This window comes from Micromonospora sp. NPDC049060 (assembly GCF_040649055.1).
GTDB lineage: Bacteria > Actinomycetota > Actinomycetes > Mycobacteriales > Micromonosporaceae > Micromonospora > Micromonospora reichwaldensis.
Genome location: NZ_JBEZEV010000114.1, coordinates 1 through 15,470, shown reverse-complemented (window position 1 = coordinate 15,470; position 15,470 = coordinate 1). Strand labels below are relative to the sequence as shown.

The 15,470-nt window shown below is 73.3% G+C and carries 12 protein-coding genes; 7 read left to right on the top strand and 5 right to left on the bottom strand.

Going from position 1 to position 15,470, the window contains the following annotated elements:
* Positions 1–462: 462 nt before the first annotated feature.
* Genes AB0B83_RS27620 through AB0B83_RS27610 form a run of 3 tightly spaced genes read right to left on the bottom strand, consistent with a single transcriptional unit; the run spans position 463 to position 3,894 of the window.
* Positions 463–1,227: a succinate dehydrogenase/fumarate reductase iron-sulfur subunit gene (locus AB0B83_RS27620; protein ID WP_132235856.1), complete on the bottom strand. Its 765-nt coding sequence runs from the start codon at positions 1,225–1,227 to the stop codon at positions 463–465.
* On the bottom strand, positions 1,224–3,161 hold the full coding sequence (locus AB0B83_RS27615) for a fumarate reductase/succinate dehydrogenase flavoprotein subunit (protein WP_357580611.1): 1,938 nt from the start codon (positions 3,159–3,161) through the stop codon (positions 1,224–1,226). The genes AB0B83_RS27620 and AB0B83_RS27615 overlap by 4 nt, the downstream gene beginning before the upstream one ends.
* Before the next feature lies 1 nt (position 3,162).
* Positions 3,163–3,894 carry a succinate dehydrogenase cytochrome b subunit gene (locus AB0B83_RS27610; RefSeq protein ID WP_357580610.1) on the bottom strand — a complete coding sequence of 244 codons (732 nt, stop codon included), beginning with the start codon at positions 3,892–3,894 and terminating at the stop codon, positions 3,163–3,165.
* Positions 3,895–3,929: 35 nt separating this feature from the next.
* Between AB0B83_RS27610 and AB0B83_RS27605 the strand changes: the two genes are divergently transcribed.
* Positions 3,930–4,859 (top strand): LysR family transcriptional regulator, encoded by a 930-nt coding sequence (locus AB0B83_RS27605; protein WP_132235862.1) that lies wholly within the window; start codon positions 3,930–3,932, stop codon positions 4,857–4,859.
* Between the two features lie 77 nt (positions 4,860–4,936).
* Entirely contained in the window at positions 4,937–6,277 is a 1,341-nt protein-coding gene (locus tag AB0B83_RS27600; RefSeq protein ID WP_357580609.1) for an FAD-dependent monooxygenase, read from the top strand.
* On the opposite strand, the gene hrpA is transcribed toward AB0B83_RS27600, so the two are convergent.
* Positions 6,244–10,269, bottom strand: a complete 4,026-nt coding sequence (gene hrpA, locus AB0B83_RS27595; protein ID WP_357580608.1) for an ATP-dependent RNA helicase HrpA — start codon at positions 10,267–10,269, stop codon at positions 6,244–6,246. The genes AB0B83_RS27600 and hrpA overlap by 34 nt on opposite strands.
* A gap of 167 nt (positions 10,270–10,436) precedes the next feature.
* Between hrpA and AB0B83_RS27590 the strand changes: the two genes are divergently transcribed.
* On the top strand, positions 10,437–10,877 hold the full coding sequence (locus AB0B83_RS27590) for a cytidine deaminase (RefSeq protein WP_132235868.1): 441 nt from the start codon (positions 10,437–10,439) through the stop codon (positions 10,875–10,877).
* A gap of 12 nt (positions 10,878–10,889) precedes the next feature.
* Here the strand turns inward: AB0B83_RS27590 and AB0B83_RS27585 are convergent, their stop codons facing one another.
* A complete protein-coding gene (locus AB0B83_RS27585) occupies positions 10,890–11,249 on the bottom strand; it encodes a YciI family protein (RefSeq protein WP_311412870.1) in 360 nt (119 codons plus the stop codon).
* A 154-nt stretch (positions 11,250–11,403) separates the two neighbouring features.
* On the opposite strand from AB0B83_RS27585, the gene AB0B83_RS27580 reads away from it, so the two are divergent.
* The 4 genes from AB0B83_RS27580 to AB0B83_RS27565 are packed head-to-tail and all read left to right on the top strand — an operon-like array spanning position 11,404 to position 15,356.
* Positions 11,404–12,450: an iron ABC transporter permease gene (locus AB0B83_RS27580; protein WP_357580607.1), complete on the top strand. Its 1,047-nt coding sequence runs from the start codon at positions 11,404–11,406 to the stop codon at positions 12,448–12,450.
* The gene (locus AB0B83_RS27575) at positions 12,447–13,538 is read left to right on the top strand and encodes an iron ABC transporter permease (RefSeq protein ID WP_357580606.1); all 1,092 of its coding nucleotides are present in this window, start codon (positions 12,447–12,449) and stop codon (positions 13,536–13,538) included. Before AB0B83_RS27580 ends, AB0B83_RS27575 begins: the two co-directional genes overlap by 4 nt.
* A 25-nt stretch (positions 13,539–13,563) precedes the next feature.
* Positions 13,564–14,412: an ABC transporter ATP-binding protein gene (locus AB0B83_RS27570; protein ID WP_357580605.1), complete on the top strand. Its 849-nt coding sequence runs from the start codon at positions 13,564–13,566 to the stop codon at positions 14,410–14,412.
* Complete coding sequence (locus AB0B83_RS27565) at positions 14,412–15,356, top strand: iron-siderophore ABC transporter substrate-binding protein (RefSeq protein ID WP_357580604.1); 945 nt, start codon at positions 14,412–14,414, stop codon at positions 15,354–15,356. The genes AB0B83_RS27570 and AB0B83_RS27565 overlap by 1 nt, the downstream gene beginning before the upstream one ends.
* Positions 15,357–15,470 lie beyond the last annotated feature (114 nt).

The window sequence follows — 15,470 nt, the reverse complement described above, 5'->3', positions numbered from 1 at the left end:
GGTGCGGCGGTCTGGTGGTGCGGCGTGCGGCGTGCGGCGGTCTGGTGGTGCGGCGTGCGGCGTGCGGCGGTCTGGTGGTGCGGCGTGCGGCGTGCGACGGTCTGGTGGTGCGGCGTGCGGCGTGCGGCGGTCTGGTGGTCCGGTGGCTGCCTGTCGAGCTGATGTCACAGACGACTCAGCTGATGTCGCAAACGATTCAGCTCGACAGGGGGCGAGCAGGGAGATCCGGCCGGGCGGGACAGTGGGCCGTTTCGGGGCAGACCAAACTCCGTCGAAGTCAAAGTCGAAGTCGAAGTCGAAGTCGGGGCGCGGGCGTCGCGGTGGGGAGGGGGACGGCGGGCCGGCGATCGGCAGGTGCTACGGCGAGGGTCGCCGCGATCGGGTGGGTGCTACGGCGAGGGCCGCCGCGTTTGGAAGACGCGGCGGCCCTGTGCCGACCTCGCCAGCGTGAGGTGTGCGGGCTCAGGAACCGGGGGTGTTGTCGCCCCGCTTCGAGGTGGCCATCAGGAAGTCGCGGTTGAGCCGGCCGATGGTGTTCAGCGGGATGCCCTTCGGGCAGACCACGGTGCACTCACCGGCGTTGGTGCAGCCGCCGAAGCCGGCCTCGTCGTGCGCGTCGACCATGCCGATCACCCGGGTGTAGCGCTCCGGCTGGCCCTGCGGCAGCAGCGAGAGTTGGGTGACCTTCGCGGCGGTGAAGAGCATGGCGGAGCCGTTCGGGCAGGCCGCCACGCAGGCGCCGCAGCCGATGCACTCCGCCGCCTCGAAGGCGGCGTCCGCGTTGGCCTTGGCGACCGGGGTCGAGTGCGCCTCGGGGGCGCTGCCGGTCGGCGCGGTGATGTAGCCGCCGGCCGCGATGATCTTGTCGAAGGCGCCCCGGTTGACCACCAGGTCCTTGATGACCGGGAAGGCCCGGGCCCGCCACGGCTCGATGTCGATCGTCTCGCCGTCGGAGAACTGCCGCATGTGCAGCTGGCAGGCGGTGGTGCCGCGCTGCGGCCCGTGCGCGTCACCGTTGATCATCAGGCCGCACATGCCGCAGATGCCCTCGCGGCAGTCGTGGTCGAACGCCACCGGCTCCTCGCCGGCGAGGATCAGCCGCTCGTTGAGGACGTCGAGCATCTCCAGGAACGACATGTCCGGGGAGACGTCGTCGACCTTGTAGGTCACCATCCGACCCTTGTCCTCGGGGCCGGACTGGCGCCAGATGCGCAGGGTCAGGTTCACTTGTAGCTCCGCTGCGTGGGGTGGACGTATTCGAAGTTCAGGTCTTCCTTGTGCAGCACCGAGGGCTCGCCGGTGGCGGTGAACTCCCAGGCCGCCACGTACGCGAAGCGGTCGTCGTCGCGCTCCGCCTCACCGTCGGGCGTCTGGTGCTCGGCCCGGAAGTGACCGCCGCAGGACTCCTCGCGGTGCAGGGCGTCGATGCACATCAGCTCCGCCAGCTCGAAGAAGTCGGCCACCCGGCCGGCCTTCTCCAGCGACTGGTTGAGCCCCTCGCCGGTGCCCGGCACCCGGACCCGCTGCCAGAACTGCTCGCGCAGGGCACGGATCTCGTCGATCGCCTTGCGCAGCCCGGCCTCGCTGCGCTCCATGCCGCAGTGCTCCCACATGATCTGGCCCAGCTCGCGGTGGAACGAGTCCACGGTCCGGTCGCCGTCGACGGCCAGCAGCCGCTGGATCCGGTCCTCGACGTCGGCGCGGGCCTGCACGGCCGCCGGGTGCGTGGCGTCGACCTTCTCGAACGGGCCGGACGCCAGGTAGTTGGCGACGGTGTTCGGCAGCACGAAGTAGCCGTCGGCCAGGCCCTGCATGAGCGCCGAGGCGCCGAGCCGGTTCGCGCCGTGGTCGGAGAAGTTCGCCTCGCCGATCACGAACAGACCCGGGATGGACGACTGGAGGTCGTAGTCGACCCAGAGGCCGCCCATCGTGTAGTGCACGGCGGGGTAGATCCGCATCGGCACCTCGTACGGGTCCTCGCCGGTGATCCGCTCGTACATCTCGAAGAGGTTGCCGTACTTGGCCTCGATGGCCTTGCGGCCGAGCCGGTCGATCGCGTCGGAGAAGTCGAGGTAGACGCCGAGCCCCGTCTGGCCGACGCCGCGCCCCTCGTCGCAGACGTTCTTCGCGGCGCGCGAGGCGATGTCGCGGGGGACCAGGTTGCCGAAGGAGGGGTAGATCCGCTCCAGGTAGTAGTCCCGCTCGTCCTCGGGGATCTCCCGCGGGCTGCGGGTGTCGCCCTTGGTCCTGGGCACCCAGACCCGGCCGTCGTTGCGCAGCGACTCGCTCATCAGGGTCAGCTTCGACTGGTGGTCGCCGGAGACCGGGATGCAGGTCGGGTGGATCTGCGTGTAGCAGGGGTTGGCGAAGTACGCGCCCTTGCGGTGCGCCCGCCAGGTGGCGGTGACGTTGCAGCCCTTGGCGTTTGTGGAGAGGTAGAAGACGTTGCCGTAGCCGCCGGAGGCGAGCACGACGGCGTCCGCGAACTCGGTGGTGATCTCGCCGGTGACCATGTCCCGGACCACGATGCCGCGGGCCTTGCCGTCGACGACGATCAGCTCCAGCATCTCGTGCCGGGTGTTCATCTCCACGTTGCCGAGGCCGATCTGCCGCTCCAGCGCCTGGTACGCGCCGAGCAGCAGCTGCTGGCCCGTCTGGCCCCGGGCGTAGAAGGTGCGCTGCACCTGCGCGCCGCCGAAGGAGCGGGTGTCCAGCAGGCCGCCGTACTCGCGGGCGAACGGGACGCCCTGGGCGACGCACTGGTCGATGATGTTGACCGAGACCTCGGCCAGCCGGTGCACGTTGGACTCCCGGGAGCGGAAGTCGCCGCCCTTGACGGTGTCGTAGAAGAGCCGGTGCACCGAGTCGCCGTCGTTGCGGTAGTTCTTGGCGGCGTTGATGCCGCCCTGCGCGGCGATGGAGTGCGCCCGGCGCGGGCTGTCCTGGTAGCAGTAGGTCTTGACCCGGTAGCCCTGCTCGCCCAGCGTGGCGGCGGCCGAGCCGCCGGCCAGGCCGGTGCCGACCACGATCACGGTCATCTTGCGGCGGTTGGCCGGGTTGACCAGCTTGGCCTCGAAGCGGCGGCGTTCCCAGCGGGTCTCGATGGGGCCGTCGGGAGCCTTGGTGTCGGCGATCGGGTCGCCCTCGGTGTAGAGATCCATGTCAGGACACCAATCCGGTGAGTACGGCGAACGGGACCGCCAGGTAACCGGCGCAGAGCACGACGGCGAAGCCCAGCGCCACGGCCCGGGCCCGCCGCTCGCCGCGCGGGCTCTGCTGGCCGAGGCTGCGCAGCGCGCTGAACAGGCCGTGCCGCAGGTGGAAGCCGAGGGTGACGACCGCCAGGGTGTAGAAGAGCGTGACGTACCAGCGCTCCGGGGCGAAGTCGGCCACCACGTTGGCGTACGGCCGGCTCGGGTCGCCGACCGGGTTCAGCGTGCCGGTGGTGAGGTCCAGGATGTGGTAGATCACGAAGAGCAGGATGATCACGCCGCCCCAGCGCATGGTGCGGGCCGCGTAGCTGCCCTGGACCTTCTTGCGGTGCGCGTACTGCACCGGGCGGGCGGCGCGGGCGCGCACGGCGAGGGCGGTCGCGGCCCAGATGTGGCCGAGCACCGACGCCAGCAGGCCGATCCGCAGGATCCACAGGAACCACACGCCGGGCAGGATCGGGGCGCCGATCTCGCGCAGCCAGTGCGCGTAGTGGTCGAACGAGGTCGCCCCCGTGAAGATCTTCAGGTTGCCGAGCATGTGCGCGATGAGGAACAGCACCAGGATGATGCCCGTCACCGCCATGACGGCCTTCAGGCCGACGCTGGAGCGGATGGGCGACCGAGTTCTCGTGACTACCACGCGATCGACGCTAGGAGCACTTGATTCAGTCGTCCAATGCATCGACCTCGCAGTCTTGATAGCTATAGGCTATGTAGATGCAGCTCCATCAGCTGAAGTACTTCGTTGCGGTGGCAGAAGTGCGACATTTCACCCAAGCCGCCGACATCGTGGGTATCACCCAGCCTTCGTTGAGTAAGCAAGTTCACGCCCTTGAGGACGGCCTCGGCGCCCCGCTGTTCGAGCGGGTAAGGGGCAACATCACGCTCACCGCGGCCGGTGAGGTGCTGCTGCCGCTGGCCAAGCGGATCCTCGCCGACGTCGACACCGCGACCCGCGAGGTGCAGGAACTGGTCGGCCTGCGCCGTGGCCGGGTCCGGCTCGGCGCCACCCCCAGCCTCGCCACCTCGCTCGCCCCGCCCGTGCTGCGCCGGTTCCGCGACGCCCACCCCACCATCGACCTGCGGGTGGAGGAGAGCGGCTCGCAGGACCTGGTCCGCGGCCTGCTCCGCGGCGACCTCGACCTGGCACTGATCATCATGCCGGCCCAGGGCACCGACCCCGGGCTGCGCGCCGACCCCATCCTGCGGGAGAGCCTGGTGGTCGCCTCCGTCGAGGAGCTGTCGGTGACCCCGGAGACCGGTCAGCTGCGCGTCGCCGACCTGCGCGACCAGCCGATGGTGATGTTCCGGGAGGGCTACGACCTGCGCGACGCCACCCTCCAGGCCTGCCGGGAGGCCGGCTTCGAGCCGACCATCGCCGTGGACGGCGGCGAGATGGACGCGGTGCTGAGCTTCGTCGAGGCCGGGCTGGGCGTCGCGCTGGTCCCCGGCATCGTGGTGGCCCGGCGCCCCGGCGTGCGCGTCACCCGGCTGGCCCCACCCGGCGTCCGGCGGACCATCGCGGTCGCCCGACGCCGCGACGTGGTGCCCACCCACGCCGGCCGGGAGCTGCGCCGGATACTGCTGGACTACGTCCGCGACGCCACCACCGGCGGGGACCTGCCGCCGGGCGTCGAGCCCCTCTGACGCCGCCGACGTCCGACGCCGCCAGGTGCGCACGACGGAAGACGACCGGGGCCCGCCGGCCCGCCTACGCTGCCCGCATGGCAACGGGCAGCGCCGTGGTGATCGGCGCGAGCATGGGCGGGCTGCTGACCGCCTGCGCACTCACCGAGGCGTACGAGCGGGTCACCCTCATGGACCGTGACCTGCTGCCCGAGCAGGCGGAGAGCCGCCGGGGCGTACCGCAGGGGCGGCAGTTGCACGTCCTGCTGACCCGGGGCCGGCAGGCGTTCGAGGAGCTGCTGCCCGGGATCTCGGCGGAGCTGAGCGCGCGGGGCGTGCCCACGGTCGACCTGCACGAGCAGGTGCACTGGTACAACAACGGCCACCGGATGCGGCGCGCGCCGTCTCCGCTGTTCGCGCTCGGGGTCAGCCGGCCGCTGCTGGAGCAGGTCGTCCGGGAGCGGGTCGCCGCCCTGCCCGGGGTGCGGATCGTGGCGGGCTGCGAGGTGGAGGGGCTGACCACCACCCTCGACCGGGGACGGGTCACCGGCGTACGGCTGCGCCCCCGCGACGGGGATCCGACCACCGTCGCCGCCGACCTCGTCGTCGACGCCGGCGGCCGGGGCACCCGCAGCCCGGTGTGGCTGGCCGAGCTGGGCTACCGGCCGGCGCCGGAGGAGCGGGTCAAGGTCGGCGTCACCTACCTCACCCGCACCTACCGACGGGAGCCGCACCACCTGGAGGGGCTGCTCGGCGCGCTCACCAACGCCGTGCCCGGCCAGCCCCGGGGCGGCATCGTCGCCGTGCAGGAGCAGGGCCGGTTCGCGGTGGCGCTCAGCGGCATGCTCGGCGAGGAGCCGCCGGCCGACGACGAGGGGATGACCGCCTTCGCCGAGACCCTCGCCGCCCCGCAGATCGCCGACCTGCTGCGTACGGCGCGGCCGGAGAGCCCACCGGCGACGATGAAGTTCCCGGCCAGCGTGCGGCGGCGCTACGAGCGGCTGCGCCGCTTCCCGGCGGGCTACCTGGTGGTGGCCGACGCCGTGTGCAGCTTCAACCCGGTCTACGGGCAGGGCATGACGGTGGCCGCGCTGGAGGCCCTGCTGCTGCGCCGACTGCTGCGGCGGCCGTCCGACCGGCTCGCCCGGCGGTTCTTCCGGGGCGCGGCCCGGCTGATCGAGGGGCCGTGGTCCATCGCGGTCGGCACCGACCTGCGCTTCCCCGAGGTGCCCGGCCGCCGCTCGCCGCGGGTACGCCTGGTCAACGCGTACGTGGGCCGGCTGCACGAGGCGGCGACCCGGGACCCGGCGCTGGGCGCGGCGTTCCTGCGGGTGGTGAACCTCGTCGACCCGCCGACGCGGCTGCTCTCCCCGCCGGTGCTGTTGCGGGTGCTGCGCGGGTCGTCCTACCTGCCCTCGGCCTCGTCCATCGCCCGGTAGATCCGCTGCTCCGACACCGGGTACGGGGTGCCCAGCGCCTGGGCGAAGACGTTCACCCGCAGCTCCTCGACCATCCAGCGGATCTGCCGGACGGCCGTCGACTGCCGGCGCCCCGGGGGCAGCGCGGCGAGCATCTCCTGGTACTCCTTCTGCACCACCGCGACCCGGTCCTGCTGCTGCTTGTCGCGCTGCGGGTTGCCCGGCAGCCGGTCCAGCCGCCGCTCGATCGCGGTGAGATAGCGCAGCAGGTCGGGCAGGCGCGCGTACCCGGTCTCGGTGACGAAGCCCTTGTGCACCAGGCCGTTCAGCTGGGCCCGGATGTCGGCCAGCGCGGCCACCACCGCCAGGTTCCGCGTGGCGCCGAGGCGCTGCTCCACGGCGTACGCGGCGGCGAGCACCCGGCGAACCCGGTCCATGATCTCGACCACGGTGTCCACCAGGTCGGCCCGGACCTTGTCCCGCAGGGCGGCGAAGCCCTCGGCGTCCCAGGCCGGGCCGCCCGCGTCGCCGATCAGCTTGTCGATGGCCGCCCCGGCCGCGTCCGAGATCAGCTCCTGCACGCCGCCGTGCGGGTTGCGGCTCAGCGCCAGCTTCGCCTCGTTGCTCAGCCGCCCCTGGAGGAACTTCGCCGGCGACGGCACGGTCAGCCGCAGCAGCCGCCGCGTGCCCGCCCAGTGCGCGGCCTCCTGCTCGGCGGGCGAGTCGAAGACCTTCACCCCGACGGTGTCGCCCTCGTCGACCAGGGCCGGGTACGCGGTCACCGCGTAGCCGGCGCGGACCTGCTCGATGGTGCGCGGCAGCGTGCCGATGCTCCATTCGCGCAGCCCGGTACGGGCGACGTCGGGTGCGGCGGCGGCCACGACCTGGCGTACCTCCGCCTTGAGCTGGCGTTGCAGGGCCGGCAGGTCCTTGCCCTCGGCGACCGGCTTGTTCTCCTCGTCGAGCACCCGGAAGCGGACCCGTAGGTGCGGCGGCAGCTTCTCCGGCTCCCACGCGTCCCGGGGCACGGTGACGCCCGTCATCCGGCGCAACTGCCGGGTCAGCGCGTCCAGCAGCGGCTCCTCGCCGGCGGGCATCGCGGCGAGCGCCGCGCGGGCGTAGTCCGGCACCGGGACGAAGTTGCGGCGCACCGCCTTGGGCAGCGAGCGGATCAGCGCGATCACCAACTCCTCGCGCAGCCCGGGGACCTGCCAGTCGAAGCTCTCCGCCGGCACCTGGTTGAGCAGGGGCAGCGGGATGTCGACGGTCACGCCGTCGGTCGGGGTGCCCGGCTCGAACCGGTAGGTCAGCGGCAGGGTCACCCCGTCGGCGGACCACTCGTCGGGGTAGTCGGCCTCGTCCACGCCGGTGCGGCCGGCGTTGACCAGCAGCTCCCGGGTGAAGGTGAGCAGGTCGGGCTGCTCCCGGCGGGTCTTCTTCCACCAGGCGTCGAAGTGCCGCCCGGAGACCACGTCGGCAGGGACGCGCGCGTCGTAGAAGTCGAAGACGGTCTGGTCGTCGACGAGGATGTCGCGGCGCCGGGCGCGGTGCTCCAGCTCCTCGATCTCCGCCAGCAGCCGCTGGTTGTCGGCCCAGAAGTGGTGGTGGGTCTGCCAGTCGCCCTCGACGAGGGCGTGCCGGATGAACAGCTCCCGGGACAGCGCCGGGTCGATCCGGCCGAAGTTGACCTTGCGCGAGGTGACAAGCGGGACGCCGTAGAGGGTCACCTTCTCGTAGGCCATCACGGCCGCCTGCTTCTTCTCCCAGTGCGGCTCGCTGTAGCTGCGCTTGACCAGGTGCTGGGCCAGCGGTTCGACCCACTCGGGCTCGACCCGGCCGGCGACCCGACCCCAGAGGCGGGAGGTCTCCACCAGCTCGGCCGCCATCACCCAGCGCGGCGGCTTCTTGAACAGCGCCGAGCCGGGGAAGAGCGCGAACTTGGCGCCCCGGGCGCCCAGGTACTCGTGCTTCTGCGCGTCCTTGAGCCCGACGTGCGACAGCAGGCCGGCCAGCAGGGACTGGTGCACCTTCGGGGTGTCGATCTCCTCCGGCAGGTCCGCGCCACCCCGGCGCCCGCCGCCGTCGCGCGTCGGTCGCCCTTCTTCGGGCGTACGCAGCACCTGGCGCAACTGGCTGACGATGTCCTGCCACTCGCGTACGCGCAGGTAGTTGAGGTATTCGGCCTTGCACATCCGCCGGAACGCGCTGGACGAGAGTTCGCGCTGCTGCTCGCGCAGGTGCCGCCACAGGTTGAGCAGCGACACGAAGTCCGACTCGCGGTCGGTGAACCGGGCGTGCGCCTGGTCGGCCTGGGCCTGCTTGTCGGCGGGCCGCTCGCGCGGGTCCTGGATGGACAGCGCGGCGGCGATCACCATCACCTCGGTGGCGCAGCCGTTGCGCTCGCCCTCGACGACCATCCGGGCCAGCCGCGGGTCGACGGGGAGCTGCGCCAGCCGCCGGCCCAGCGGGGTGAGCCGCTTCGCCGGGTCGGCCTCGGCCGGGTCCAGCGCGCCGAGCTCGTGCAGCAGGTTGACGCCGTCGGCGACGTTGCGCCGGTCCGGCGGGTCGATGAACGGGAACGCGGCGATGTCGCCGAGCCCGATGGAGGTCATCTGGAGGATGACCGAGGCGAGGTTGGTGCGCAGGATCTCCGGGTCGGTGAACTCCGGGCGGGACAGGAAGTCCTGCTCGTCGTAGAGGCGGATGCAGATGCCGTCCGAGGTGCGCCCGCAGCGCCCCTTGCGCTGGTTGGCCGACGCCTGCGAGACCGGCTCGATCGGCAGCCGCTGCACCTTGAGCCGGCTGCTGTAGCGGGAGATGCGGGCCGTGCCCGGGTCCACCACGTACTTGATGCCGGGCACGGTGAGCGAGGTCTCCGCCACGTTGGTGGCGAGCACCACTCGGCGCCCGGCGTGCGGGGCGAAGACCCGGTGCTGCTCGGCGGTGGAGAGCCGGGCGTACAGCGGCAGGATCTCGGTGCCGCGCAGCGCCGGCTTCTTCTCCACCAGCTTGCCCAGCGCGTCGGCGGTGTCGCGGATCTCCCGCTCGCCGCTGAGGAAGACCAGGACGTCGCCGGGGCCCTCGGCGGCCAGTTCCTCGACGGCGTCGCCGATGGCCTGGACCTGGTCGCGGACGTTCTCCTCGTCCTCCCCGTCGTCCTCGCCCTCGGCCACCTCGACCAGCGGCCGGTAACGCACCTCGACCGGGTACGTGCGCCCGGAGACCTCGACCACCGGCGCCGGTACGCCGTCGGGCTCGTCGGCGGTGGGCGGCCCGGCGAAGTGCCGGGCGAACCGCTCGGTCTCGATGGTCGCCGAGGTGATGATCACCTTGAGGTCGGGCCGGCGGGGGAGGAGCTGCCGGAGGTAGCCGAGGATGAAGTCGATGTTGAGGCTGCGCTCGTGCGCCTCGTCGATGATCAGCGTGTCGTACTGGCGCAGCATCCGGTCGGTCTGCAACTCGGCGAGCAGGATGCCGTCGGTCATCAGCTTGACCAGGCTGCGGTCGCTCACCTGGTCGCTGAAGCGCACCTTGTAGCCGACCACGTCGCCCAGCTCGGTGCCGAGCTCCTCGGCGATCCGGTCCGCCACCGTACGCGCGGCCAGCCGGCGCGGCTGGGTGTGCCCGATCAGCCCGGTGATCCCGCGCCCCAGCTCCAGGCAGATCTTCGGCAGCTGGGTGGTCTTGCCGGAGCCGGTCTCGCCGGCCACGATCACCACCTGGTGGTCGCGGATCGCGGCGGCGATGTCGTCCTTGCGCTCGCTGACCGGCAGCTGGGCCGGATAGGTGACCACCGGCACGGCGGCCCGCCGCCTCGCCAGCACCGCCTCGGCCCGCGCCACGTCGGCGGCGATCTCGTCGAGCGCCGACTCCCGGCGCTGCGGGTCGCGCAGCCGGCGCACCCCGTCCAGGCGCCGTTGCAGGCGGCGCTGGTCGCGGAACATCAGGGGACGGAGGCGGCGGTGCAGCTCGCGGACGGGGTCGGTCGCGGCGGGTGCGGCTGGATTCTGCATGTCGTCGCCAAGGATAGGCAGCCGACGGCCGGACCGCCCCCGGGTTACCGCCGCCCCGCCCCGGGCCGCCCGCGCACACGCCCGTCGGCGGCACCCGTCAGGGGGAGCGCGGCGGTGCCGCCTCGGACTAGAGTGGGGCGCCGACCGACCTTGGCCACGGGGGATGGATGACGATGCGGGACACCGACCGGGCCCTGGTGCAGGCAGCCACGGCGGTCGCCAAGCTGCGCTGCCGCAGCGACAACCACACGGTCGCCGCCGCCGCGCGGACCACCGACGGCCGGGTCTTCACCGGGGTCAACGTCTACCACTTCACCGGTGGGCCCTGCGCGGAGGTGGTCGCCGTCGGCGCCGCCGCCACCCAGGGCGTCACCGAGCTGGAGACGATCGTCGCGGTGGGCGACCGGGGGCGCGGGGTCATCCCGCCCTGCGGGCGCTGCCGGCAGGTGCTGCGCGACTACTTCCCCACCGTCCGGGTCATCGTCGGGCCGATGGACGCGCTGCGCGTGGTGCACGTCGCCGAACTGCTGCCGGAGACGTACGTCTGGGCCGACCAGCAGCTAGACGGGCCCGCCGGCCCGCTTCCCGCGCCGCGACCGGCCGACTGACCTCCCGGGCCGTCAGTCGCCGGCGGCGGCCGCCAGGATCGACCGGGGCAGCGGCACGCTCTCGAACCGCACGATGCCCTCCGGCACCATCCAGCTCATCACCTGCACGCCCAGTCGCCCGGCCCGCACGGCCGGGTCGTTGTGGTAAAGCTCTCGGGCCTCCTGCGGGGAGATGGAGAGCACGACGAACCCGCGCAGCCGCTCGTCGTCGGCGTCGACGAAGGGCCCCGCAGCCAGGACGAGCCCCTGTTCCACCAGCCCCGCGTGGTGGGCCAGGTGGGCGTCCTGCAACCGGTCGGCCGCGTCCAGCGGTAGCTGCGGCGCGTCCGTCGGCCGGCTCAGGAGCACCACGGTGTGCTGGTCGAATCGCATGCTGACAACCCTAGGGCGGCCGGGGCCGCCGCCCGACCGGATCCGGCGCTGTCCGCCCTGCTCAACGCCGCCCGGATCGACGACGGCGAGTTAGGCCCGGCCAGGGCGTTCCGCTACGGTAAGGCGACCCTAAGCCCGAACGTGCAGGAGCCTCGTGACCACCCTCGCCACCCGCCCGGCACCTGCCGGCACCCGGCCCCGGGCGCGTGGGGGCCGTCGGCTCGCGGTCACGGTCGCCGCCGCGCTGGTGCTGCTGCTGGCCGTGCTGGCGAGCTTCGCGCTCGGCAGCCGGGCGCTGGCCGTCGACGAGGTGTGGCGCGCGCTGGTCGCCCCGGACGGCGGCGAGGCCGCCACGATCGTGCGGGAACTGCGGATGCCGCGCACCGCGCTGGGCCTCGCCGTCGGGCTGGCGCTCGCCGTCGCCGGTGTCCTCTTCCAGGCCCTCACCCGCAACCCGCTGGCCGAACCGCGGGTCCTCGGCATCAGCGCCGGCGCCTCGTTCGGCGTGGTGCTGGCCATCTCCGTCTTCGGCGTGGGCACGCTGGCCGGGTACGTCTGGTTCGGCATCGCCGGTGCGCTCGGGGCCGGCGTGCTGGTCTTCGCCGTCGCGGCCAAGGCCCGCGAGGGCGCCAGCCCGGTCACCCTCGCGCTGGTCGGCGCGGCCCTCGACGCCAGTCTCGCCTCCGTGGTGTACGCGCTGCTCAGCATGGACGCCCGCACCTTCGAGGAGTACCGCTTCTGGGTGGTCGGCGGGCTGACCGGCCGGGACCTCACGGTGGCCGCCCAGGTGGTGCCGTTCGTGCTCGCCGGGCTGGTCCTGGCCGCCCTCGTCGCCCGGGGCCTGGACGCGCTCGCCCTCGGCGACGACGTGGCCCGGGGCCTCGGGCACCGGATCGGGCTGGTCCGCCTCGGCGGCGGAGTCGCCGCGGTGCTGCTCACCGGGGCGGCCGTCGCCGCCGCCGGGCCGATCGCGTTCGTCGGGCTCGCGGTACCGCACCTGGCCCGCGCCCTGGTCGGCGCCGACCACCGCTGGACCCTCGCGGTCTCGGCGCTGCTCGGGCCCGCGCTGCTGCTCGGCGCCGACGTCGTCGGGCGACTCGTCGCGCCGCCCGGGGAGGTGCCCGCGGGCATCGTCACCGCGCTGATCGGCGCCCCGCTGCTGGCCTTCCTGGTCCGCCGCGCGAAGGTCGTGACGGCGTGAGCGCCCCCACCGCCCCCGCCGCCGGGCGGCCGGCGGGCCGTTTCCGGGTGGGCGTCACCTCGCTGCCGGGGCGGTCGCTCGTGCGGATCGGCCCGGTCAGCGTGCAGGTCCGCCGCCGCTCCGTGCTGGTCGCCGCCGCGCTGGTCGTGCTGCTGCTCGCCGCAGGGGTGCTCAGCCTCTCCCTGGGCACCCCGTACGTCGCCCCGGCCGACGTGCTGCGCGCCCTTTCCGGCGCCGGCACCCCGTACGACCTGGTGGTCCTCGACCTGCGACTGCCCCGGCTGGTGCTGGCCGCGGTGGCCGGCGCGACCTTCGGGGTGGCCGGCACGCTGATCCAGAGCGTGGCCCGCAACCCGCTCGCCAGCCCCGACGTCGTCGGCATCACCCAGGGCGCCGGCCTCGCCGCGACGGTGGCCCTGACGACTGGCGCCGCGGCGGTGCTCGTGGCCCCGGCGGCGCTGCTCGGCGGGCTGGCCGCCGCCGCGCTGCTGTTCCTCCTCGGCGCCCGGCACGGGCTGGCCGCCCAGCGGTTCGTGCTCGCCGGCGTGGCGGTCGCCTTCGCGCTGCGGGCCCTGATCGAGGTCGTCCTGCTCACCGCCGACCCGATCGACGGGCTGCGCGCGCAGATCTGGCTGATCGGCACGCTCGCCGGCAAGGGCTGGAACGAGAGCCTGTGGATCGCCCTCACCCTGGCCGCGCTCCTGCCGGTGCTGGCCTGGGCCGGCTGGGCGCTGAACAGCACCGCCTTGGACGACGACACCGCCCGGGGGATCGGCCTGCGCCCGGTGGCCCGCCGGGTCGGCCTCGCCGGCACCGGGGTGCTGGCCGCCGCGATGGTCACCGCGCAGGTGGGCGCGGTGGACTTCGTGGCCCTCGTCGCCCCGCAGCTGGCCCGGCGGCTGGTCCGCGCCGAGCGCCCGCCGCTGCTCTGCGCCGCGTTGCTCGGCGCCTTGCTGCTGGTGCTGGCCGACCTGGGTGGCCGGCGGCTGTTCGCCCCCACCCAGCTGCCCGCCGGGGTGCTGACCGCCGCCATCGGTGGCCCGTACCTGATCTTCCTGCTGCTCCGCGGCCGGCGGCGGCCCTCGTGATGTCCCACCCTGGCAAGGAGGCGTGATGCTCTCCACCCGCGACCTGGTCGCCGGCTACGACGAGCGGACCGTGCTGGACGGGCTCGACCTGGAGCTGCCCGGCGACGCGTTCACGGTGATCGTCGGGCCGAACGCCTGCGGCAAGTCCACCCTGCTGCGCACCATGGCCCGCCTGCTCACGCCCCGGCGCGGCGCCGTGCTGCTGGACGGCACCGCCATCCGGGACCTGCCGACCCGCGAGCTCGCCCGCCGCCTCGGCGTGCTGCCGCAGAGCCCGCTGGTGCCCGAGGGGGTGACCGTCGCCGACCTGGTCGGCCGGGGCCGGCAGCCGTACCAGCGGTGGTGGCGGCAGTGGTCGGAGTCCGACGGGGCCGCCGTCGACCGGGCCATGGCGCTCGCCGACGTGACGGCGCTGGCGGACCGGCCGGTCGACACCCTCTCCGGGGGCCAGCGGCAGCGTGTCTGGATCGCCATGACCCTCGCCCAGGACACCGAGGCGCTGCTGCTGGACGAGCCCACCACCTTCCTCGACCTCGCCCACCAGGTGGAGGTGCTGGACCTGCTGCACCGGCTGCGCGTCGAGCGGGGCCGGACGGTCGTCGCCGTACTGCACGACCTCAACCAGGCCGCCCGGTACGCCGACCACCTGATCGCCATGCGCTCCGGTGCGGTGGTGGCCGCCGGGCCGCCCCGGGAGATCCTCACCGCCGACCTGGTCCGGGACGTCTTCGGCCTCGACTGCGTGGTCGTGCCCTGCCCGGTGACCGGGGCGCCCCTGGTGGTGCCCGCGCTCACCAGTCCCTCCCTGACCCGCCTGCCCGCCGGGAACGCGGCGACGCCGCTGACCGGCTCGCACCCTTCGAAAGGAATCTGATGCGTCGTCTCGCCGCCGCCCTCACCGCGGCGCTGGCCCTCGGCGTCGGTCTCACCGCCTGCGGTGAGAGCGACCCGGTCGCCGACACCACCACCGGACAGACCCGGGAGATCGTCCACGCCATGGGCACCACCAAGGTGCCGGTGGAGCCCAAGCGCGTCGTCGTGCTCGACACAGACAAGATCGACACAGCCCTGACACTCGGCGTCACACCGGTCGGCGCCGCCACCGCCGGCGAGGCGCGGAGCTGGCCGACCTACTTCGGCGAGGAGAAGCTCGCCGGCATCAAGGAGGTCGGGGTGCTCACCGAGCCCGACCTGGAGGCCATCAACGCCCTCAAGCCGGACCTGATCCTGGGCAGCAAGTTCCGCCAGGAGAAGTTCTACGACGAGCTTGCCGCCATCGCGCCGACCGTCTTCACCGAGAAGGTCGGCATCACCTGGAAGGAGAACTTCCTCTTCGACGGCGCGGCGCTCGGCAAGGAGCAGCAGGCCAAGGACCTGCTGGCCGGGTACGAGACGCGGGCCAGGGAGTTCGGCGGCAAGCTCGGCGACGCCGCCGAGCGCAAGGTCTCCATCGTCCGCTTCATGCCGACCGAGATCCGGGTGTACGGGCCGGACTCGTTCTCCGGCATCGTCATCGGCGACACCGGGCTGGGCCGCCCCGAGCGCCAGCAGCTCACCGGCAAGGAGGACCGGCGGATGGACCGGGTCAGCCCGGAGCGGATCGGCGAGGTCGACGGCGACGTCATCTTCGTCACCGCGTACGGCGAGAAGGCCGCCGCCGAGCAGGCCAAGGTCACCGGCGGGACGCTCTGGAAGGGGCTGTCGGCGGTCAAGGCCGGCAAGTCGCACGTCGTCTCCGACGAGATCTGGATGACGGGCATCGGCATCGGCGCCGCCAACAAGATCCTCGACGACCTGGCCAAGTACCTCACCGCCTGACCCGTGTCGCGCGCGGCAGCCGAGGGCGCCGGTCCGCTCGACCGACCCACCCCGCCCGGCCCCTTCGCGCCCGCCCCGGCCGTTGCGCAGCACCCGGCCGCCGGCCAGCCCCAG